The following is a 22,289-nucleotide window of genomic DNA, read 5'->3' as shown; positions in this document are numbered from 1 at the left end:
TGTCGGTAGAAAGAATTGTGGCAAATGTTTTGCCGTGCCGTAGGCTCGGAACCGGGGGCCGGGACAAACGTAGTCTTTTTAAAATCATGACATTTGCGCTAATAATATGCGCCCCGGTTATCAGCAATGCCCAATCCCTTTCCCTCGCCGGTAACTGGTTGTTTCAGATCGATCGTAACGATGCAGGCATCGGCGAGCGGTGGTTCAGCAAAAAATTAAACGACAATATACAACTGCCCGGCTCCATGCTCACCAATGGAAAAGGCGATGAAGTAACCCTTCAAACAAAATGGACGGGCAGCATATACGACAGCAGCTGGTATTTTAATCCGCGTATGGCAAAATACCGGCAGCCCGGCAACCTTAAATTCCCGTTCTGGCTTACCCCTTCAAAATATTATACCGGCGCGGCCTGGTATCAGAAAGAAGTGACTATCCCTGCTAACTGGAAAGGCAAACATGTTGAACTGTTTTTGGAAAGATGTCATACCGAAACCACAGTGTGGGTCGATGATAAGGAAACCGGTATGCAAAACAGTCTGGTAGCGCCGCATGTATACGATCTGTCATTATACCTTACACCCGGCAAACATACCATTACCATTCGCATCGATAATCGAATAAAAGAGATCAATGTAGGGCCCGACTCGCATAGTTTAACCGATCATACCGAAGGCAACTGGAATGGCATTATTGGTAAAATAGCGTTGAATGCTATGCCTCCTGTATGGGTACACGATGTACAGGTATATCCCGATGTAGCCAATAAAAAAGCGTTGGTGCAGCTGACAATTAAAAGTATGCAGGTGACAGAGGGAAAAATTTCAGTAAGTGCAAAATTATTTAACAGCACAGCACAACATATAGTGCCTGCAGTAAGCCAGTCGTTTACTGCCAGTGGCGATACGGCAAAACCGGCTGTGTTGCAAATAGAGTTACCCATGACGGAAGCATTGCAGTTGTGGAATGAATTTAACCCGGCCTTGTATACTCTGCACGTAAGGGTTGAAACGAACAAAGGCACAATGCACGAAAAAGATATTCAGTTTGCCATGCGTGAATTTAAAACGCAGGGTACCGGCTTTGTGGTCAATGGCCTTCCTGTTTTTTTACGCGGAACGGTTAACAACTGCGAATTTCCGTTAACCGGTTATCCGCCTATGGATGTTGCATCGTGGGAACGGTTGTTCAATACCGCCAAAGCGCATGGATTAAATCATATACGTTTTCACTCCTGGTGCCCGCCCGAAGCGGCCTTTATTGCGGCCGATAAAACCGGCTTTTATTTACAGCCCGAAGGACCCGGTTGGGTAAATCATGGCACCTCATTAGGCGATGGCCGTCCGGTAGACAATTATATGTACGAAGAAACCAACCGCATGGCAACCTGGTATGGCAATTATGCATCTTTTTGTATGGAAGCACCGGGAGGCAACGAACCGGCCGGCCGTAACCAGGTAAAATTTTTAACCGCGTTTATTCATTACTGGCAGGCGAAAGACAAACGCCGGGTTTACACCGGTGCTTCGGTGGGCAACAGCTGGCCGCTGGTGCCCGATAATGAATATATGGTAAAGGCAGGAGCCCGCGGATTAAAATGGACGGGCGCCCGCCCTGAAAGCGATTCGGATTATTATGCCGCCATAAAGAATTTTACGGTACCTTATGTGGTGCACGAAATGGGGCAGTGGTGTGTGTTTCCCGATTTTTCTGAAATAAATAAATACACCGGTGTTTACAAAGCCAAAAACTTTGAAGTGTTTCAGGAGGACCTTGCAGAACATGGTATGGCGGGTAAGGCAAAACAGTTTTTAATGGCCAGTGGTAAACTGCAGGTATTGTGTTATAAAAATGAGATAGAAAAAACGTTGCGTACAAAAGGACTGGCCGGTTTTCAGTTGCTCGGTTTACAGGACTTTCCCGGTCAGGGTACGGCGCTTGTAGGCATGCTGAATGCCTTATGGCAAAGCAAACCCTATGTAACTCCGCAGCAGATAAAACGCTTTTGTAATGCTGTAGTGCCTTTGATACGCACGCCATCGTTCGAGTACACGAACGATGGTACATTTACTGCCGAAGTGGAATTGTTTAATTATGGCGGCGGTGAATTAAAGAATACAGTCATCAACTGGGTATTGAAAGACAGTACCGGCAAAGGAATCGCCAATGGATCGTTTGATAAAAAAGATTATCCGCTGGGCAATTGTTTACCGGTTGGTAAAATTGAATATCCCTTGGCATCCATAAAAACAGCTACCCGTTTAAATCTCGATATTTCCGTGGCGGGTACATCGTATGGCAACGACTGGAACATTTGGGTATTTCCGGCATCAGTACCCGAAGTAACGAATACGGCGAATGTATATTATTGCGATAGCCTCGATTCAACAGCCACCGCCCTGCTGCAAAACGGCGGTACGGTATTTTTGCAGGCAGCGGGTAAAATTTTGAAAGGAAAAGAAGTCGTGAGTTATTTTACACCGGTTTTCTGGAATACCAGCTGGTTTAAAATGCGCCCTCCGCATACGCTGGGTATTTTATGCGATCCCAAACATCCGGCCTTTCATGATTTTCCGGCTACGTACCACAGCGATTTGCAGTGGTGGGATATTGTAAATAAAGCACAGGTCATGCATCTCGAAGATTTTCCAACAGGTTTTGAACCCGTATTGCAACCCATCGACACCTGGTTCATGAACCGTAAGCTGGCATTGATACTGGAAGCGAAAGTTGGTAAAGGAAAACTGTTGATGTGCAGTGTTGATCTGAAAAATAACCTCAGCAACCGTCCGGCTGCGCGCCAGTTATTGTATAGTTTGCAAAATTATGTACAATCAAAAGCCTTTAACCCTTCATCAACCGTGGAGTTGTCAGCCATACAAGCCTTATTCACGCAACCCTCGCGCGAAACCTGGAATGCGTATACCAATGGAAGTCCGGATGAATTAAGACCGAAAATAAATTAGTTTATGGTTTGTAGTTTATGGTTTGTAGTTGCTGCCGCAATTTGATCTGGTCTTGTATTTTTCTAACCTCTTTAAAATTTACAATATTGAAAGCACTTTTTACATTTATATCTATTAATTGTAACGATCTGAAATAAACAGGGATAGATCGGCCGGATGAACCACAAACTACAAACCACAAACCAGAAACATTGTTATGTTCCATAAAAAAGCACTTCTCTTAATAACAGCGATATTTATTCTCATAGGAGGATTTGCGCAAAAAGCGCCATCGAAAAAAGATGTGTTGAACGTAATGCGCCTTACCAACCAGTACTTCATGAACAAATGGCCCGATGCCGGAAAAAGCATCGTTACCAATACGGAACGCCCGAGCAATATCTGGACGCGCGCCGTTTATTATGAAGGCTTAATGGCGCTATATGCCGTCGATAAAAAGAAGGAATACTATGATTACGCGGTTGACTGGGGCGCCAAACACAATTGGGGGCTGCGCAGCGGTATTGAAACACGCAATGCCGATAACCAATGTTGCGGACAAACCTATATCGACTTATATCATATCGATAAAAAAGAAGAACGCATAAAAGATATCAAAGCATCGATCGATGCGATGAAGGCAACCGAAAAGGTTGATGACTGGACCTGGATAGATGCCCTGGAAATGGGCATGCCGGTGTTTGTACGGTTGGGCGTTTTATACAACGACACCAGCTACTTCAGCAGGATGTATGAAATGTACTCCTATACCAAATACAAACAGGGCGATAAAGGCTTATACAATGCTGCTGAGCACCTGTGGTGGCGCGATAAGGATTTTGATCCCCCTTATACAGAGCCCAACGGTAGCAACTGCTATTGGAGCCGTGGCAATGGCTGGGTGGTAGCCGCGCTGGTGCGTGTGTTACAGCAATTGCCAAAAACAGATGCCCACTATAATGAATACCTGCAGGACTATAAAGATATGTTGCAGGCATTGCTTCCCATTCAACGTACAGATGGCTTCTGGAATGTGAGTTTGCACGACAGCACCCATTTTGGCGGTAAAGAACTAAGTGGTACCGCTTTGTTTGTGTATGGTATGACCTGGGGCATCAACAATAATATGATCGATAAAAAAACATACTTGCCCGTTGCGCTCAAAGCCTGGAATGCCATGGTAACCGATTGCGTACATGCCGATGGTATGCTGGGTTATGTTCAGGGCACCGGTAAAGAACCAAAGGATGGACAACCGGTTACCTACGATCATATTCCCGATTTTGAAGATTATGGCCTGGGCTGTTTTTTGCTGGCAGGTAGTGAACTATATAAGTTTAAAAGGCATCTCCCGTAGGGACATAATGTCGGTAGAAAAGAAAAGGTCACAATTATGGAAACCATCCCGAAGGGACGGAACATTGTATAAACGATAGAGTATGAACAGAAGATTGTTGTTGTTTGTTTTTTGTGTTATCAATGCATTCGTTATTGCAGCGCAACAACCTGCGGGCAGTTATCAGAGTGGTTTTAAAAGAGAAGACAACCGTTTTTACTTCACCAATACCAACAGCAAAGTAATCATTGAGTTTTGTACGCCATCGGTGTTCAGGGTGCGAAGCAGCTGGAACGGAAATTTTTCGGGTAACGAACCCTGGATGGTTGTTCAATATAAATTTGCCCTGGTACCGGTAACTACGCAGCAAACAGCAACTCAATTTGTGTTCAGTACTTCAGCGCTTCAGGTGAAGGTGAACAAAAATCCTTTTCGCATTGAAGTGTATGACAGTAAAGGAACGTCGCTTAGCGCCGATAACCAGGGCATGTACAAAAATGCCGATACCATCGGCTGTGTAAAAAAACTAACAGCCGATGAACATTTCTTTGGATTTGGCGAACGCATGGATTTCCTTGATCGCCGTCAGAAGAAATTAACGTTGAATGTTGGCCGCGGTAAAGGATTGCCGCACATCATAGGCGCTTATAATATACTTGAAGCCAATTATTGTCCCATTCCTTTTTTCATGAGCACAAAAGGATACGGCATTTTCTTTCATAATTCATTTCCCACCCGGTGGGATATGGGCGCTTCACAGCCCAACAGCTATTCCTTTGCGGCCGATGGGGGAGAGCTGGATTATTATTTTATCTACGGCCCTTTGTTTCCTTCGATACTGGGGCAATACACTTCGCTCACCGGGCGTTCGCCATTGCTGCCGCAATTTGCGCTCGGTTTGCACGTGGGCACGTACAGTGGCGGTACCTGGGGATATGAACAGCTTACATCAGATGAATATGTGATTCAACTGGCAAAGAAGCTACGCGAAATGGGCATCCCTGCCGATCTGTTATGGCTCGACAGTACCTGGCGCATCTTTGGAAAAACGGGCGGCAAAGGCGCCACCTCATTTGAATGGCGCGAAACATTCAAAAATCCCGCTGCCATGTTCGATAGCCTGTATGCGCAACATTACAGCATGGTGGGATTGCATTTACGACCGCGTTTCGACAACGGCAGCCGTATTAAATTACTTGATACCGCACAGCAATTAAAATACACCTATCCCGAAGGCAATTATGCCGGTGAATTTGTAAACTTCTTCGATAGTAATGCCGTAAACTGGTGGTGGCAGCATGGTGTGATGCGGGTAGCTTCAATAGGGGCGAAATTCTTAAAAACCGATGAAGGCAGCGCCTTCGGCGCACTGGCCAATGAAAGCGAAAAAACAGGTCCGCAGGGAAAAGATATTCCTTCGCTGCACAATGTATTTCCTGTCGCTTATGCCAAAGCGCCCTACGAAAAATTTCAGCAATACAACAAACTGCGCGGATTGAACCATACACGCGAAGGCTATGCGGGCATTCAGCGCTATCCTTTTATTTTTGCGGGCGACTGGCCCAGTGAATGGCAATATTTTCCGGCGGTAATTACAGCCGGTTTGAATATTGGCGTTAGCGGTGTTGGTTACTGGACGCACTGCATGGGCGGCTTTGAACACAATGCCGATCCTGAATTGTACATCCGTTGGGTGCAGTTTGGTATGCTGAGTCCGCTGGCGATGGTGTTTGGTATGGACCATCCCGGTTATAAGGAACCCTGGAATTATGGCAATGATGCCCTGCGCAATTTTAAAAAGTATGATTCACTGCGATATACCTTGTTGCCTTATTTGTACAGCAATGCTTATACGCAGTATAAAACAGGCATGCCATTGATGCGGGCGCTGGTATTGCAATACCAGAATGATGAAAATGTATTCAATATTGCCGATCAGTATATGCTGGGCAATAATATCATGGTTTGTCCGGTTACTACCAAAGGGGCGCAAACCCGGGCCGTTTATCTGCCACAGGGTAACTGGTATAATTATTTTACCGGAGAACCGGTTAATGGAGGCCGTTACCTGAATGTATTAACGCCGCTCGACACGCTGCCTGTTTTTGTAAAAGCCGGCAGTATTATTCCCACGCAACCGGTAATGAAATATGTAGGGGAGAAGCCGGTAGATGTAATTACGCTCGATGTATTTCCGGGTGCTGCCGGTAAATTTGAATTGTATGAGGATGATGGAAAAAGCCTGAATTATAAGAAAGGTGAATTTGCTGTTACAACAATGAACTATGCAACAGATAGCGGTGGGCATGTAATTAAGATCAGTAAACCGGTGGGTGATTTTACGCCTCCTGCTCATAGCTGGTTGATAAAATTGCACGTGGACTTTAAACCAATGGATGTTATAGAAAATTATCATCCTGTGAGCAAAGTAACTTCAGAAAATGACCTTGATACAACTGCCGGATGGTTTTATGATGAAGCAAAAAAAGTGTTATATATTAAAACAGCTGCCGGTAATAAAAATGATCTGGGGATTAAGGTATATTAAGTCATTTCCATATCGTCCTTATACGTGTGTGAAAATCAGCGGTTTCAATACAGCAAAAGTAAAAAATGTAATCGTTTGCGGTTCCGGTCAGGGTATTGTAAAATTTAACTTATTTGGGTATTTTAGTATACGCGTGCACGTTTCTGCTGGCAAAATCAATAATATAAACTTAAATTCACATGCTATACAGGTTTAGCCTGCAAAAATGCATGAAAACAAGAACAGTGCATAATAACAAGAAGCATGTACGAAATTGCGTGATCCGGGATTTTAGAATGTTATTGATTAGTGTCAATTAATTTGATTTAATGTGACTTATCAAATTATGCACAATATTTTTGAGGCATAACGTTAATACCTAAACTCATTAATTAATACCCTAACACTGCCCTGGCTCCTATGACAACTAAAACCATAATCAGGCTAATTGCTGTATCACTCGCAGTACTTTTCTTTTATGCTGCTGTTGGTAAGCTCGATAAGTACGATCTTTTTCATTTGCAGTTACAAAAATTTTCGTTTTCAATACCTTTTATACAACAACAACCCTGGCTGGTACCAGTAACCGAATTACTGATTGCCGGTTTGTTATTGCTGCCGTCATATCGTGTTAAGGGACTATTCTTCTCGCTTTTTTTACTTAGTATATATACGATCTATCTCGCATGCATGCTCGATAATAGGTATGATCTGCCCTGTAATTGCGGAGAAGTACTGCAGTCGTTTTCGTTGCGATCACATATTATTTTCAACTTCGTTTGTGTTTTTATAACAGGCGTTGGAATTGTGCTTTGCGGAAAAGTAATGCAACCCCCTGTTACCAATAAAAGATTTCCTTTCGTTCGCCCTTATTACAAACCAGCTGATAAAGCCGTCGGGAGGATGAATTGAGAAAAGTCAGGAAGCCCGGAAGTCAGAAGTCGGAAGTCAGAAAAGCCAAAAAGACAATATTGTCAGAAATAATGGGAAAGATGACCCATGAAAAACAAAAAGTCCGAAAGAAGTTACCTCTTTCGGACTTTGCTTTATTCTTACTTCCTGCTTTTGCCTTCCGTTTTCAGACTTCAGACTTCAGACTTCGTGCTTACCAGAACTTCACATACAACGCAGCCAGCAACATTAATGTAGTTACAATTAATGCAATGGTGCGGGGCTGTAATTTGAACAGGCTCGAATCGAGAATAAATGCTTTTGGATTTACTTTCGGACCGGCTAAACTGATACCAACCATGGTAGCTACCGTAAAGAAGAACGACCATCCCATATTGATCAGGAAGGGGATTTCTGTAACGGTAAGTACTTGTCCTTTCTCCATTTTCTGGTATTCGTAAGCGGTGTATAACCAGGTTTCTTTACCAAATAAATCAACGGCATAGTTGTTAAAGAAGATGGCCAGCGCAAATCCTAATACCACACCTACCACGGCAGCAGTGCCGGTGGTACGCTTCCAAAACATACCCAGAATAAACATGGCGAATACACCGGGGCTTATAAAGCCGGTATATTTCTGAATAAAGGTAAATCCGCCTTCACCACCAATGCCCAGCAGGTCTTTCCAGGTAAAGAGGATAGCGACGATCATGGCTGCCACCACGGTGAAACGGCCGGTGATCACCAGCTTCTTTTCATTGGCTTCTTTATTGAAATATTTTTTATATACATCAAGCGTGAAGATGGTTGAAATACTGTTTGCTTTACCAGCCAGCGATGCAACGATAGCGGCGGTAAGGGCTGCGATACTCAATCCTTTTAAACCCGATGGCAAAAAGCCAAGGATGGCTGAATAAGCGCCGTCTTTGCCGCCACCGAAACCAGGAAGGTGGTTATTCTTGTACAACACAAAAGCGGCAATACCGGGCAACATTACGATTACAGGCATCATTAATTTCAACATACCGGCGAATAAAATACCGGTACGGGCAGTTTGTAAATCGGCGCCCAGTGCGCGTTGGGTGATATATTGGTTGCAACCCCAGTAGTTGAGGTTTACGATCCACTGGCCGGCAAAATACATGGCAATACCGGGCAACACCACCCACTTCTGAATATCGAGGTTCAGCGGCGTATTAATGGTGCCTGTAGTGGCCGCCGGTCTTGGCAATATCATTTTAAAATGTTCGGGCGAATCCTGCATCAGCATTTTAAAACCTGCAATGGCATCTTTACCCAGGCCAAATCTTTCGCTCACCACGGTTAAGGCGAGATAGGTTGTTGCCAAACCACCCACTATCAATACGGCTACTTGAATTACGTCGGTATAACCGATCACTTTCATACCACCGAGCGTAATTATCAGCGAAAACACCGCCAGGCCAATCATGATGGTGTGTAATATGGCCTGATACTGCGCCGAATCGTGGGGCACATCCGAAATCAGACCCGATATGGCGGTAGCGCCGAGATAAAGAATAGATGTAAGGTTTACCAGTACATACAGGAATAACCAGAAGATGGCCATGATCAGCGCCACCGTTTCGTTATACCGCGTTTTTAAGAACTGCGGCATGGTGTAAATGTGATTTTTCAAATACACCGGCATAAACCAAACTGCAATGATGATCAAAGCAATGGCTGCAATCCATTCATAGGCCGCTACGGCTGTACCTACAAAAAAACCTTCGCCACTCATTCCAATAAATTGTTCGGCAGAGATATTCGACGCGATCAGCGAGGCTCCGATCGCCCACCATGTTAAGGAACCTTCGGCCAGAAAAAAAGCCTTGGAATCATGTTCCTGGCTCTTCCTTTTTCTGTATACATAATATCCGTAACTGGCTACCAAAATAAAATAGAGCACGAAAATGACATAGTCGACTGTAGCAAGCGTATTCATAGCGGCCGCAATGTTTTGTTTGAGTTGGTTGTTTAATTTATTTAGTTCAGCAGCGAATTGCGCTTCGGCGTTTTTCAGCGCAATCTGCAGCTCCTTTGACGTTGTTCAGGATTCAAAGGAGCTGCAAGATGTGAAATTATTTTTAAATAGAATGACGATAATACAAATCATTCCACCTGAGCTGGTTTTTAATATCGTATAAATTGGAATTTTTGCCAATCAATACGTACTCGATGCCGGCCATTTCAGAAAAATCTTCCATGTGTTCGGCAGTTAAGTTCTGACTGTAGCAGGTATGGTGAGCGCCACCGGCCAGTATCCACGCTGCGCAACCTGTTTTCATGTCGGGATAGGGTTTCCATAATACACGCGCTACAGGAAGTTTTGGCAAACTTTCGATAGGATCTACTGCCACTACCTCATTTACCAGTAACCTGAAACGATTGCCCATATCAACGATCGATGCATTAATGGCAGGGCCCGAAGCCGAATTAAAAACAAGGCGTACGGGATCGGCTTTACCGCCAATACCGAGTGCATGTATTTCGCATGAAGGTTTTCCGTCGGCAATCGAAGGACAAATTTCAAGCATATGGGCACCCAGCACCAGCTGGTTGTTGGGATCAAAATGGTAGGTGTAATCTTCCATAAAAGAGTTACCGCCTTTTAATCCGGTGGCCATTACTTTCATGGAGCGTACGAGGGCTGCGGTTTTCCAGTCGCCTTCACCGCCAAAGCCATAACCTTCGGCCATTAAGCGCTGTGCTGCAATACCGGGCAGTTGCACCATGCCGTGCAGATCTTCAAAAGTGTCGGTAAAACCTTTAAAATTTCCTTCCTTTAAGAAGTTACGCAGGCCCACTTCAATTTTAGCGGCTTCGCGCAGTGAACTGTGGCGATCGCCGCCTTTACGCAGGGGAGCGGCTACAGCGTAAACTTCTTCGTATTCAGCAACCGTTTTTGTAATGGCGCTGTCGCTAACGTCGTTGATTCGTTTTACGAGATCACCAACACCGAAGCCGTTTACCGAATAACCAAATTTCAGTTCAGCCTCAACTTTATCGCCTTCGGTAACTGCTACCTGGCGCATGTTATCGCCGAAACGGGCAAAACGGGCATTCTGCCAGTCGTTCCAGCCGGCGGCGGCGCGCATCCAAACGGCCAGGCTATTTAAAACTTCAGTATCCTGCCAGTGGCCTACCACAACTTTGCGGTTCAGACGCATACGGCTTACCATAAAACCAAACTCTCTGTCGCCATGGGCGCTCTGGTTCAGGTTCATGAAGTCCATATCTATATTGCTCCATGGAATATCTCTGTTAAACTGGGTATGCAGGTGCAATAAAGGTTTATGCAACACTTTTAAACCACCGATCCACATTTTGGCGGGGGAGAAGGTGTGCATCCAGGCGATGATGCCTATACAGGTGGGGGTAGTATTGGCTTCTACGCAAACCTGGTAAATTTCCTCCGGCGTTTTTACCACCGGTTTAAATACTACGCGTACAGGTATCGATGCATCTTTATCGAACGACCTTGCGATCTGCATAGAATGGTCGGCAACCTGTTTCAGCGTTTCTTCGCCGTACAGGTGCTGGCTACCTGTTACAAACCAAACTTCCAGTTTTTTCAAATCTTCCATATGTCGGTTTTTTTGTCGTGAATGGTCAATGGTGAATGGTCAATCGTTCTTACCATACACCTGCTATTTTCCAATTCACAGCATGCTATTTTTAAATTGATTGAAATGTTTATTAGTTAAAATATACGGTGAATAATCATTGATCATTCACCATTCACTATTGACCATTGACCGTATTATTGCCCGTAGTAGGCATTTTTCCCATGCTTCCGCTGCCAATGTTTATTGATTAAGGCATCTTTTAACCGTGGGGCAGCCGGATTGATCTGCTCGGTTAAATAAGCCATACGCGCTACTTCTTCCAGCACTGCGGCATTGTATACGGCTTTATCGCCATTCTTTCCCCAGGCAAACGGAGCGTGATTGCCTACCAGTACCATTTCAACCTCTTCGTACGATAATCCTTTTTCGTTAAAGCAATTGATGATCTGGTAACCGGTTTCGTATTCGTAGTCGCCTTTGATCATGTCGTCGCTCATGGGCGGTGCACAGGGAATATCAACGGTATTGTGATCGGCATGGGTGGTGCCAAAGATGGGAATATCACGTTGCGCCTGTGCCCACGCTGTTGCATAAGTGCTGTGCGTGTGTACGATAGCGCCGATCTTATTCCATTCTTTATACAATACCGCATGTGTTTTGGTGTCGCTCGAAGGACGCAGATTACCCCTCACAATGTTGCCGTCGAAATCAACGATCACCATTTTATCGGGCGACAGGTCTTTATACGGCACACCGCTGGGCTTAATGGCAAAAAGCCCCAGGTTACAGTCGGCTACGCTAACGTTACCAAAGGTGAATAATACCAAACCCAGTTCAGGCAATTGCATATTGGCTTCGTAGCATGCCTGTTGAATATCTTTATACTTGCTCATTGCTTTTCTTGTTTCAGGTTACAGGTTGCAAGTTACAAGGAACTCTCCCTGTAACCTGAAACCTGTAACTTGTAACCTGTATTTAGTTTGACAATACTGCTTCAGTCGATTCTTTTGCTTTCACTGTGCTTTCAATAAATCCACCGAGGCTCTTATATTTTTTATATCGCTGAGCATACAGCGCTGTTTTCGTTTTATCGGGATAGTAAGTGGCATCGAAGCCCTGGCCCATGGCATTCATGGCGTCTTCGGCCTTTTCGTAAATACCGGCGGCGGTGGCGGCAAACATAGCGGCGCCCAGTGCGCAGGTTTGTTCTGATTTATGAATGCGGATAGGCATGTTCATAACGTCGGCCATCATTTGCATAATGAACGGCGATTTTTTAGCCACGCCACCCAGGCCGATCAATCCTTTTACCGGCACGCCTTCCTGGTTAAACCTGTCAACAATGGCTTTGGCGCCAAAACAGGTTGCTTCTACAATAGCGCGGAACATGCGTACGGCATCACTACCGAGGTTTAAGCCGGCGAAGGCGCCTTTTAATTCCTGGCTGGCATCGGGCGTACGGCGGCCATTGAACCAGTCAACAGCCAGCTCGCTGTTTTCGTCCCAGTGTAAGGCGGCGGCCTGTTTGCTTAGCTCAGGAATTAGTTTGTCTATTGTTTCGTTGATAAGGGCTTTTGCTGTTTCGCCGTTGATTAAAGTCGATTGGGCCAGTACATTTTGAAGTGGCCATGACAGCACCTGCCGAAACCAGGCGTAGGCGTCGCCGAATGCGCTTTGGCCGGCTTCCATACCCATCATGCCGGGCAGTACTGATCCCGGAACCTGTCCGCAAATGCCTTTTACCAGCTTACCCTGTACTTCCTGCAAAGGTGCTACCAGCATATCGCAGGTTGAAGTACCCATTACTTTACTTAAATGGTAGGGTTCAATTTGTCCGCCAACTGCTCCCATGTGGGCATCGAAAGCGCCTACACCGATTACTACATCGGTCGAAAGGCCCAGTTTAGCGGCCCATTCTGTACTCAATGTACCGGCTGCTTTATCGGAGGTATATGTTTTTGTAAAGAGTCGTTTCGTGAAACCCGCTAATAACGGATCCAGTTCTGCAAAGAAATCATCGGGTGGCAGGCCGCCGAACTCCTCGGCCCAAAGGGCCTTATGACCAGCTGAACACACACCGCGTTTCATGTCTGCAGCCTTTTTCCCGCCGGTTAATACAAAGGGAATCCAGTCGCAATGTTCAACCCATGAATAACAGGCTTTGCGTACGGCCGCATCTTCGCGCAATATGTGCAGCAATTTGGCCCAGAACCACTCGCTCGAGTATATACCACCTACATATTGCAGATAGTTGATATCGTATTTTTCTGCATGTGCATTTATGGCGGCGGCCTCAGGAACGGCTGTGTGGTCTTTCCACAGCACAAACATGGCATTGGGATTTTTTTCAAACTGCGGCAACAGGGCGAGGGGAGTGCCGGTTTCATCAACGGCAACCGGTGTACTACCTGTAGTGTCAACCGAAATAGCCCTGATGTTGGCGGCTACCGTAGGGCCTGCCTGCTGTAAACAACTGATAATGGTTTGTTCAAGTCCCTCGAGGTAATCGAGCGGGTGCTGCCTGAACTGGTTTACTGCGGGGTTACAATACAAACCGTCTTTCCAGCGGGGATAATAAAATACGGCAGAAGCTACTTCCTGTCCGTTCGCTGCATTGGCGATGATCGACCGCACCGAATCAGTGCCATAGTCGACCCCTATTACATAGTTTTCTTTTTTCATATCGGCAATTAAAACAGATAAAGTGTTTTATTGACAACCTAATTTCTAAACAAAGGTCGGTATTCTGTACTTATAAAACATGGGTCAGAATCAGGTCCTTTCAATTTCGTGTCAAAATAACACTTAATAGATGAATGCACAAAAAATACTTTCTTCTACAGGGCCCAATGTATACAGGTTAACCTTTATTTGTTAAAAATGCTAATGGCTTTTAGCAAATTATAGCTAAGAGTATCAATGAGAATAAAGAAAAAAGGATAAAGGCAACGGGCAATAAATGTGTTCCCGGTTACCTTATACCGGCTTTCCCCAAATGCGTAGTAGGAACCGGTTACCGGCAACAGGTACCGTGATGGGTACGGCCGCCAGCCGGTTTATAGTTGAAGTGATAAAAAGCCAAAGGCAGCAGCAGGAGAGTATGGCTATAGAATTGTCTTTTTTACACTCACAGGTCAGTCCGCATTTTATGTTCAATGCCCTGAACAGTATGGTGTCGCCGGCACGAAAAAAATCCGATCTGCCCGAACCGGCTTTGTTAAAGATGTTGAACCTGATTCATTATATGCTGTACGATTCAGACGAAGAAAAGGTAAGCCTGGAAAGGGGGGGATTACATAGGCAGCTATATCGATTTGCAAACAATGCGTTTTGGCGACAGTGTAAAAATATTGTTTATGGTATAGCCCGGTAATTATTCCCATGCCATTGAGCCGATGTTGCTGATCCCATTAGTGATTTTTATAAGGAAGAGTTGATGAAGACAATACAATAGGTAAGGTGAATGGAGCGTAGTTGTGCCACACTTCGAATGTGTGGCACAACTTTGATTGCTGTTTGCTAATTGCCGATTGCCATTTGCCGTTTACCGGCCCTGCCTGCTTTATATCCTTTCACCGAGTAATACAAAATATACAAATAACACGGCAGCATACATATGAAAAAGGCAATGTGATTAGGTATGTTCAGTCCGTCTTTGTTTTTCAGTGTAGCATACAATACCGGCACAACGGCGGCCCCGGCAATACCCATCACCAACAGGGCCGATCCTATTTTGGTAAATTTGCCCAATCCGTCGATGGCCAGTGGCCAGATGGAAGGCCACATAAGCGAATTGGCCAGTCCAAGCAGGGCAATGAACGTGATGGCGGTATATCCTGAAGTGAAATAAACAACAACAGAGAAAATAATTCCCAGTATAGCAGATAACCGCAATGCAAACTGTTGCGAAATAATTTTAGGTATAGTAAACACACCGGCAATATATCCCACCAGCATGGCTATCAGTGTAAAGGTGGTGAAGTATTTTGTTTCGTCGAGCGGCATGCCCATCGTTTTGCCATAAACGCCGATGGCATCGCCGGCCATTACTTCAACCCCAACATATAAAAAAATGCACAGGGCGCCAAGCAGTGCATGCGGGAACTGCCAGATGCTTTTTTTGTTGCCACCGGCAACTGGTGCATTATCAGCAGAGTTGCTTTCTGTTTCAATTTCGGGCAGCGGCGATTTCAACAACATAAATGCCAGCACTGCCAGTACTATTGCAAGAATAATGTATGGATTGATAACACGGGCTGCGAGCTCATTCAACAGTTGCTCTTTTTGAGAAATGGCGGTGGCAGCCTTGATCTTTCCTTCCAGTTCAGTGGCATTGCTTAATAAAATGGTGCTTAATATCAGCGGACTGATAATCCCTGCCGTTTTATTGCAAATACCCATTATGCTGATTCGTTTGGCGGCGCTTTCAATGGGGCCGATGATACTGATATATGGATTCGAAGCTGTTTGCAACAGGGCCAGTCCCATGCCCTGAACGAACAATCCGGTTAAAAACAAACCAAAGCTTCTGTCTCTGGCTGCGGGAATAAATACAATTGAACCAACGGCCATTACCAGTAAACCTAACGCCATGCCCTTTTTATAACCTGTTTTTTGTAATATGAACGATGAAGGAATGGCCAGAAAGAAGTAGGCCATGTAAAAAGCCGACGTTACAAAAAATGCCTGCACGTCATTTTCGAGCTGGCAAACAAGTTTCAGGAATTGTATCAGACTGCCGTTGAGCCAGGTTACAAATCCGTAAATGAAAAACAAAAAACCGATGATAAAAATAGCAGTAGCATTGCTACGTGTAACAGGCGTGGGAACAACCAAAGATTTAGCAGTTGACATATTAAATTGTTGAAATGATTTGATTGAACAAGGCCGACTTTGCCATATACTTTTGTAACAGCACCACCTGGTTTTGGGCCCTTACCAGGTTATGCCCTTCGTAACGGGCACCGTAATATACATCATTGTTCAGATGATCGGTTAAAAAACGCAGGGCTTGCATATAGATCATAAACTGACCTGAATATACAAAATGCGCTTTTTCGGTTTCCGTTAATTCATGCTTCAATTCGCCGATATAACCTTTGGCAATGGCTTCAAAGAAATCGTCGCGAACCTGTATTTTATCAAAATCCTTTTCTTCTTCATTGGCAGGTGATAAATACGTACGCATCATATCGCCCACATCGCTGATAAAATAACCCGGCATTACGGTGTCAAGATCAATAACACATAATCCTTTGCCGGCATCATCAAAAAGTACGTTGCTTATTTTGGTATCGTGATGAATAACCCGTACCGGAAAGCCCGGATTTTTTTTAACCGATTCGTACACCTGAACAATGTTTTGTTGCAGCTGCAAATAAGTGATCAAAGGGCCGCATTCCTGTATTCGTTGCACATTGCCTTTGGCCAGCGCCTCGCTGAATTGACGGTACCGCAGCGGCAAATCGTGAAACTGCGGAATGGTTATTTTTAAAAGACTGGTATCAAAACCACTCAGCAGCCGTGTAAACAAAGCAAACTGACGGGCGGCTTCAAAAGCCTGTTCGGGTGTATGCAATACTTCAACTGAATGCGATTTGGGAATAAAAGGAAAAAGACGGAAATACCGGTTATTGTCATCTATATACAAATCGTTTTCTGAAACGGTTGATAAAGCGCCCGCATACAGGTAATCAGGGTAATGCTTTTTTAAATAATTACCAATGTTGCGGATATTCAGGGCTATGTCTTCGGGATGTTTAAAAACAGCTGTGTTGATCTGCTGCAGAATGAAACAGGGTTCCTGTGCCGTGTTGATGATCTTCCAGGTATGGTTGATCAACCCATTGCCAACAGGTTGTATGTTGTAATGGTCGGGGTTTAAGCCGTAATGAGTTAGTATATTGTTGAACATGTTTTGTAAGTCGTGAAGCTCAAACTTACTGCGTAACAATTAAAAACAAACACGCAAACGGTTGTGCCATTTTTGACCACGATTTTAAGCGATTAAACAGATTCGACGCGCCGGGGTATTTGCAAATTTCTACTCTGATTATTGCGAATTTGTCGTGTAAACCCATTAATCGTTTAAAATCCAGGTTAGTAATATATGAAGGTGTGACCCGGCAAAACTCGCCTGGTTTCTAATTGTGGATAACCAATATTTAGTAAAATGTTCCATCATTTCAGTAAAACCTGACATTGATGCCCCTGGCTATTTTGCGTAGCTTGGCACTTTAAAGCGTTCAGTGTTGGTTATTTAGCAAAAGCAGCAAGGACGAGGCGTGCCACGTATGCCGCCATTGCCTTTGTATTCACAATGGGCGATCGCGGCCGGTTAAATTACCTGAAGCTCTCATAAGCGACTGTCTCAACCAGCGTGGCACGTCTTTCCATTAACCCCGGATGCTTTACAACGAAGCTCTGTACAGGCATTATTTGTTAATCGCTTGTAAAACAAGCCCTTTAACCAAAAACGATTGTTAAATTCAGTTGCATGTATGAAAAAAAATATATTCATTTACGTTACCTGCACCAAACTGCACCGGCAGTTACAGCCTACTTGAGTTAATAATGGCATCTGGCCTACATTTTTATTATTCTCAAAAACCTTATTGTCGATTTTATTACAACTTCTAAATCCTGTATGGGTATTAATAAATATTTTGAAGAATTTGATCTGAACGAAAAACGGTATACCGGTGGACGAACAGTTACCGAAACCGATATTGTTATTCATGCAGGACAATCGGGTGATTTCTTCCCACATCATATGGATGAAGAATGGTGCAAAACGCAACCTTTTAAAAAGCGCATTGCACATGGTACGCTCATTTTTACCATAGCTGTTGGATTAACAGCCGGCGTAATTAATGAAGTGAGTATGACTTACGGGTATGACCGTATCCGTTTTATAAAACCTGTTTTTATTGGTGACACTATAAAGGTTACTGTCACTATTACAAATAAAAAAGACCATAAGAAACCCGGTTTGGGTTTGGTTACCGAACTGGTTGAAGTATTTAACCAGCAAAATGAATTGGTCATGTTGTGCGACCATGTTTTACTGGTTCAAAAAAAAGAAAGCTAAATAATATTATTTCTGATTTTGAGATTTGTTGATTTTGGGATTTAACTAAATCAAAAAATCCCGAAATCAAAAAATCAGCAATAAAAGTGCTATGTCTGAAATTGTTTTGAATGGAATTACCTGGGGCCACAGCAGAGGCATAACACCACTGCAGGCCGCTGCCCAGCGCTTTATGGAGTTGCATCCGCACATTACCATACACTGGAAAAAAAGAACATTACAGGAGTTCGCCGATTACCCATTGGAAAAACTGGTACATGATTATGATTTACTGATTATCGATCACCCCTGGGTAGGTTGCGCTGCTGCCACGCAAAGCGTATTGCCGCTCGACAGGTATTTGCCATCTGACTACCTGTTGAACCAGCTCCATAATTCAGTTGGCGCTTCGCATATAAGTTATAATTATGAAGGTCATCAGTGGGCATTGGCCATTGATGCCGCTACGCCGGCCGCAAGTTACCGGGCCGATCTGTTACAACAGCATCTGCCTGTTCCCGAAACCTGGGAAGAGGTGATGGCCCTGGCAAAAGACGGAAAAGTGGCCATACCGGCCATTCCCATAGATGTGCTGATGAATTTTTATATGTTCTGTATTGCCTTTGGCGAAGAACCGTTTACAAAAACCGGCGAAGTAATAAGCAAAAATACCGGCATACAGGCCCTGCAAAGCATGCGCAGCCTGTATTCACGCATCGATAAAAAATTATTTCAGTGTAATCCTATACAGGTGGCTGAATTAATGACCACCACCAACGATTACTGGTATTGTCCTTTTGCCTATTGTTATTCAAATTACACCCGTACGGGATATGCGAAAAACCTGTTGACCTATGCCGATCTGGTGCATTTTGGCAAACAGCGTCTGCGTAGCACCATTGGCGGAACAGGCATTTCGGTATCGTCGTTCACCAGACATAAAAAAGAAGCGGTAGACTTTGCCGCCTGGGTTTGTTCGGAAGAATGCCAGAGTACATTGTATGTACAGCATGGCGGACAACCGGGCCACGGAAAAGCATGGACGAATATTATGGCCAACCTGTTAACCGGTAGCTATTTTCAAACGGTATTACCGGTGATGAAGAATGGATATATGCGTCCGCGTTATAATGGTTATCTTCATTTTCAGGACCATGCCGGTACACCGGTTCAGCAATATTTGATGCATGGCGGTAATCCTGAGGATGTATTAAAAGAAATAGACCGGATTTATCAACATAGCCTTGCTGGCGAAAAAATGAGCTTGTCGTTATGAGCAGATTGCCTTTGGAGGGATTGCTGGTGCTGGAATTCAGCCAGTATTTATCAGGTCCGGTAGCAGGGTTGCGACTGGCCGATCTCGGTGCGCGCGTTATTAAAATCGAACGTCCGCAGAGTGGCGATGCAGGTCGCCGTTTGTCGATCAAAGACCTTTGGACCGATGAAAGTTCTTTATTATTTCATACCATCAATCGAAATAAAGAAAGTTTTACGGCCGATCTGAAAAATGCCGACGATCTGGCCCTTGTAAAAAAGCTGATTGAAAAGGCCGATGTGCTTACACACAACTTCAGGCCCGGCATTATGGAAAAAGTGGGATTGGGATATGCCGAAGTAAAACGAATCAATCAACGTATCATTTACGGTGCTATTAGTGGTTATGGTAAGGAAGGGCCCTGGAAAAACAGACCGGGGCAGGACCTGCTGCTGCAATCGATGAGCGGACTTGCCTATACCACCGGCAATGCGAAAGACAATCCCATGCCATTTGGTTTGGCCATAGCCGATAACCTGTGCGGTTCGCAACTGGTGCAGGGAATACTCGGCGCCCTTATACGCCGGCACAAAACAGGTACAGGGGCATTGATCGAAATAAGCATGCTTGAATCGCTGCTCGATTTTCAGTTTGAACTGTTGACTACTTATCACAGCAGCGGTTTGCTGCCCGAACGCAGCAGCATCAATAATGGACATCCGTTACTGCATGCGCCTTATGGAATTTACAATACAACCGATGGATATATAGCCATCGCCATGGTAAATATTAAGCAACTGGCTTTAGCAATAGATTGTGCAGCAATGTTGAATTTTGACCAGAAAGATGCTTTTAGTTTACGCGATGAAATAAAAGCGGTGCTGGCAAAGCACCTGTTAACGCAATCATCATCACACTGGTTGCAAAAGTTACATGCCAATGATTTGTGGGCTATGGAAGTGCTGGATTGGGAACGGTTAACAAAGCTTGAAGCATACAAGGTTTTGCAAATGGAGCAAACCATCAATAGCCATGGAAAAAGCATTACCACCACCCGTTGCCCGATACGCATTAATGGTGAAAGGATTTTTTCGCCAAAACCGGCCCCGCAATTAGGGGAGGATAATGAACGAATAATTGATGAGTTGATAAACAATAGGCAGTAGGCAATAGGCCCCGCAAAGAAAGCGTTAAGCGTTTCGCATTTAGGTTCGGCGTTCAGCGTTTTACATTAAGCGTTCAGCGTTTAGTGTTCAGCGTTCAGCGTTCGGCATTTAGCGTTCAGCGTTTAGCGTTCGGCGTTCAGCATTAAAATAGAAAAATGAAGCCATTACAGGATATAATAGTAGTTGATTTCAGCCAGTTTTTATCGGGCCCTTCGGCCGGATTACGACTGGCCGATATGGGCGCGCAGGTGATCAAGATCGAGAGGCCCGGTACAGGCGATATCTGCCGGCAGTTGTATGTTTCTAATGTAATGATCGAAGGAGAATCGACCATTTTTCATGCTATTAACCGCAATAAACAAAGCTATGCTGCTGATCTGAAGAAAGAAGAAGACCTTGAAAAAGTAAAGAAGATCATTGCGCAGGCCGATGTGCTGATGCATAATTTTCGTCCCGGTGTAATGGAAAAACTGGGGCTTGATTATGAAACCGTAAAAGCTATTAATCCGCAAATCGTTTATGCCGAAGTAAGCGGCTATGGCGATGAAGGTCCGTGGAAAGATTTGCCGGGGCAGGACCTGTTGCTGCAGGCTGTTTCGGGTTTAACCTGGTTAAGCAGTAACAGAAGCGATAGTCCAACCCCCATGGGTGTTGCCGTGGTAGATATTTTTGCCGGTACGCATATTGCACAGGGCATATTGGCCGCTTTGTATCAACGCGCCATTACCAACGAAGGCAGTCTGGTGCAGGTGAGTATGCTCGAGTCGATACTCGACTTTCAGTTCGAAGTGCTTACCTGCTTTTACAACGACGGCCGCGAATTACCGGTGCGCAGTGAGGTAAATAATGGCCACGCTTATTTATCGGCTCCCTATGGAATTTACAAAACTGCCGATGGGTACCTGGCGTTGGCCATGGGTAACATTACCCAGCTGGCCACTTTATTGCAATGCGACCCGCTTCAACATTTTACCAATACCGCCGAGTGGTTCGTGAAGCGCGATGAAATAAAAACTATACTGGCCGGCCATTTGATGGCCCGTACAGCCGATGAATGGTTGTCGGTGCTGGAACCTGCAGATATCTGGTGTGCCAAAGTAATGGATTACGACAAACTGGTGAAGGAAAGCGGTTACCTGATGTTGAACATGGAATTAAAAGTTAAAACCAGTAACGGGCTTTCGATAACCACCACCCGTTGCCCTATAAGAATTGATGGAGAAATTTATACCTCCGGCATCGGCGCCCCGTTGCTCGGCGAACATAACGAACAGATTGACGAACAGTTTGGATTGACGTCGTCAATCGTGAATCGTGAACCGGCAATTCGTTCCTGATTTATCACTCCGTATCTCATTGAACTGTTAATTTTCTTTCGGTATTCGATTTTTGTTTTTGGTTCTTGTACCCTGGTATTTGGTTCATGTGATTTGGTATTTGGTTTTTGTGCCATATACCTTATGCCTTGTTTCCTGTACCTTGCGCCTTGAAACGTGTTACCTGAGCTTTGCGC

At 44.7% G+C, this 22,289-nt stretch carries 15 protein-coding genes; 9 read left to right on the top strand and 6 right to left on the bottom strand.

Features of this window, described 5'->3' with window-relative positions:
* Positions 1-86: 86 nt before the first annotated feature.
* The 4 genes from AC59IL_RS04310 (at position 87) to AC59IL_RS04295 (ending at position 7,720) form a co-directional block, all read left to right on the top strand.
* Positions 87-2,966 (top strand): exo-beta-1,4-galactosidase, encoded by a 2,880-nt coding sequence (locus AC59IL_RS04310; protein ID WP_496550852.1) that lies wholly within the window; start codon positions 87-89, stop codon positions 2,964-2,966.
* Positions 2,967-3,162: 196 nt separating this feature from the next.
* Positions 3,163-4,302, top strand: a complete 1,140-nt coding sequence (locus AC59IL_RS04305; RefSeq protein ID WP_496550851.1) for a glycoside hydrolase family 88/105 protein — start codon at positions 3,163-3,165, stop codon at positions 4,300-4,302.
* 82 nt (positions 4,303-4,384) lie between these two features.
* A complete protein-coding gene (locus AC59IL_RS04300) occupies positions 4,385-6,829 on the top strand; it encodes a glycoside hydrolase family 31 protein (RefSeq protein WP_496550850.1) in 2,445 nt (814 codons plus the stop codon).
* Positions 6,830-7,228: 399 nt separating this feature from the next.
* Complete coding sequence (locus AC59IL_RS04295) at positions 7,229-7,720, top strand: MauE/DoxX family redox-associated membrane protein (protein WP_496550849.1); 492 nt, start codon at positions 7,229-7,231, stop codon at positions 7,718-7,720.
* Positions 7,721-7,913: 193 nt separating this feature from the next.
* On the opposite strand, the gene AC59IL_RS04290 is transcribed toward AC59IL_RS04295, so the two are convergent.
* The 4 genes from AC59IL_RS04290 to AC59IL_RS04275 form a co-directional block, all read right to left on the bottom strand.
* A complete protein-coding gene (locus AC59IL_RS04290; protein WP_496550848.1) occupies positions 7,914-9,662 on the bottom strand; it encodes a sodium:solute symporter family transporter in 1,749 nt (582 codons plus the stop codon).
* A gap of 142 nt (positions 9,663-9,804) precedes the next feature.
* Positions 9,805-11,304 carry an L-arabinose isomerase gene (gene araA / locus AC59IL_RS04285; RefSeq protein WP_496550847.1) on the bottom strand — a complete coding sequence of 500 codons (1,500 nt, stop codon included), beginning with the start codon at positions 11,302-11,304 and terminating at the stop codon, positions 9,805-9,807.
* A gap of 176 nt (positions 11,305-11,480) precedes the next feature.
* Positions 11,481-12,179: an L-ribulose-5-phosphate 4-epimerase gene (locus tag AC59IL_RS04280; protein ID WP_496550846.1), complete on the bottom strand. Its 699-nt coding sequence runs from the start codon at positions 12,177-12,179 to the stop codon at positions 11,481-11,483.
* Positions 12,180-12,261: 82 nt separating this feature from the next.
* Positions 12,262-13,968: a ribulokinase gene (locus AC59IL_RS04275; protein WP_496550845.1), complete on the bottom strand. Its 1,707-nt coding sequence runs from the start codon at positions 13,966-13,968 to the stop codon at positions 12,262-12,264.
* 313 nt (positions 13,969-14,281) lie between these two features.
* Here AC59IL_RS04275 and AC59IL_RS04270 point away from each other — a divergent pair, with 313 nt between their 5' ends.
* The gene (locus tag AC59IL_RS04270) at positions 14,282-14,659 is read left to right on the top strand and encodes a histidine kinase (protein WP_496550844.1); all 378 of its coding nucleotides are present in this window, start codon (positions 14,282-14,284) and stop codon (positions 14,657-14,659) included.
* Between the two features lie 146 nt (positions 14,660-14,805).
* Here AC59IL_RS04270 and AC59IL_RS04265 read toward each other — a convergent pair whose 3' ends face one another.
* Both AC59IL_RS04265 and AC59IL_RS04260 read right to left on the bottom strand, forming a co-directional pair.
* The gene (locus tag AC59IL_RS04265; protein WP_496550843.1) at positions 14,806-16,140 is read right to left on the bottom strand and encodes a sugar MFS transporter; all 1,335 of its coding nucleotides are present in this window, start codon (positions 16,138-16,140) and stop codon (positions 14,806-14,808) included.
* Position 16,141: 1 nt separating this feature from the next.
* Positions 16,142-17,200, bottom strand: coding sequence for a phosphotransferase enzyme family protein (locus AC59IL_RS04260; RefSeq protein ID WP_496550842.1), 1,059 nt, complete (start codon positions 17,198-17,200; stop codon positions 16,142-16,144).
* Positions 17,201-17,932: 732 nt separating this feature from the next.
* Between AC59IL_RS04260 and AC59IL_RS04255 the strand changes: the two genes are divergently transcribed.
* From AC59IL_RS04255 to AC59IL_RS04240, 4 genes are all read left to right on the top strand, one after another.
* Entirely contained in the window at positions 17,933-18,376 is a 444-nt protein-coding gene (locus AC59IL_RS04255; protein ID WP_496550841.1) for a MaoC family dehydratase, read from the top strand.
* 91 nt (positions 18,377-18,467) lie between these two features.
* The gene (locus tag AC59IL_RS04250; protein ID WP_496550840.1) at positions 18,468-19,631 is read left to right on the top strand and encodes an ABC transporter substrate-binding protein; all 1,164 of its coding nucleotides are present in this window, start codon (positions 18,468-18,470) and stop codon (positions 19,629-19,631) included.
* Positions 19,628-20,776, top strand: coding sequence for a CaiB/BaiF CoA transferase family protein (locus tag AC59IL_RS04245; protein ID WP_496550839.1), 1,149 nt, complete (start codon positions 19,628-19,630; stop codon positions 20,774-20,776). The genes AC59IL_RS04250 and AC59IL_RS04245 overlap by 4 nt, the downstream gene beginning before the upstream one ends.
* A gap of 155 nt (positions 20,777-20,931) precedes the next feature.
* Complete coding sequence (locus AC59IL_RS04240) at positions 20,932-22,113, top strand: CaiB/BaiF CoA transferase family protein (protein WP_496550838.1); 1,182 nt, start codon at positions 20,932-20,934, stop codon at positions 22,111-22,113.
* The last annotated feature ends 176 nt before the right edge of the window (positions 22,114-22,289 follow it).

The sequence above is a fragment of the Niastella sp. sgz303648 genome, assembly GCF_059587045.1.
The sequence above is the reverse complement of the archived record's forward strand: the minus strand, read 5'-3'. Positions and strand labels throughout refer to the sequence as shown.

Bases quoted from the DNA above. Each gene is read 5' to 3' on its own strand.
- AC59IL_RS04305 (WP_496550851.1), top strand. From the start codon at position 3,163: ATGTTCCATAAAAAAGCACTTCTCTTAATAACAGCGATATTTATTCTC.
- AC59IL_RS04295 (WP_496550849.1), top strand. From the start codon at position 7,229: ATGACAACTAAAACCATAATCAGGCTAATTGCTGTATCACTCGCAGTA.
- AC59IL_RS04260 (WP_496550842.1), bottom strand. From the start codon at position 17,200: ATGTTCAACAATATACTAACTCATTACGGCTTAAACCCCGACCATTAC.
- AC59IL_RS04270 (WP_496550844.1), top strand. From the start codon at position 14,282: ATGCGTAGTAGGAACCGGTTACCGGCAACAGGTACCGTGATGGGTACG.
- araA (WP_496550847.1), bottom strand. From the start codon at position 11,304: ATGGAAGATTTGAAAAAACTGGAAGTTTGGTTTGTAACAGGTAGCCAG.
- AC59IL_RS04255 (WP_496550841.1), top strand. From the start codon at position 17,933: ATGGGTATTAATAAATATTTTGAAGAATTTGATCTGAACGAAAAACGG.
- AC59IL_RS04310 (WP_496550852.1), top strand. From the start codon at position 87: ATGACATTTGCGCTAATAATATGCGCCCCGGTTATCAGCAATGCCCAA.
- AC59IL_RS04250 (WP_496550840.1), top strand. From the start codon at position 18,468: ATGTCTGAAATTGTTTTGAATGGAATTACCTGGGGCCACAGCAGAGGC.
- AC59IL_RS04290 (WP_496550848.1), bottom strand. From the start codon at position 9,662: ATGAATACGCTTGCTACAGTCGACTATGTCATTTTCGTGCTCTATTTT.
- AC59IL_RS04300 (WP_496550850.1), top strand. From the start codon at position 4,385: ATGAACAGAAGATTGTTGTTGTTTGTTTTTTGTGTTATCAATGCATTC.
- AC59IL_RS04240 (WP_496550838.1), top strand. From the start codon at position 20,932: ATGAAGCCATTACAGGATATAATAGTAGTTGATTTCAGCCAGTTTTTA.
- AC59IL_RS04280 (WP_496550846.1), bottom strand. From the start codon at position 12,179: ATGAGCAAGTATAAAGATATTCAACAGGCATGCTACGAAGCCAATATG.
- AC59IL_RS04265 (WP_496550843.1), bottom strand. From the start codon at position 16,140: ATGTCAACTGCTAAATCTTTGGTTGTTCCCACGCCTGTTACACGTAGC.
- AC59IL_RS04245 (WP_496550839.1), top strand. From the start codon at position 19,628: ATGAGCAGATTGCCTTTGGAGGGATTGCTGGTGCTGGAATTCAGCCAG.
- AC59IL_RS04275 (WP_496550845.1), bottom strand. From the start codon at position 13,968: ATGAAAAAAGAAAACTATGTAATAGGGGTCGACTATGGCACTGATTCG.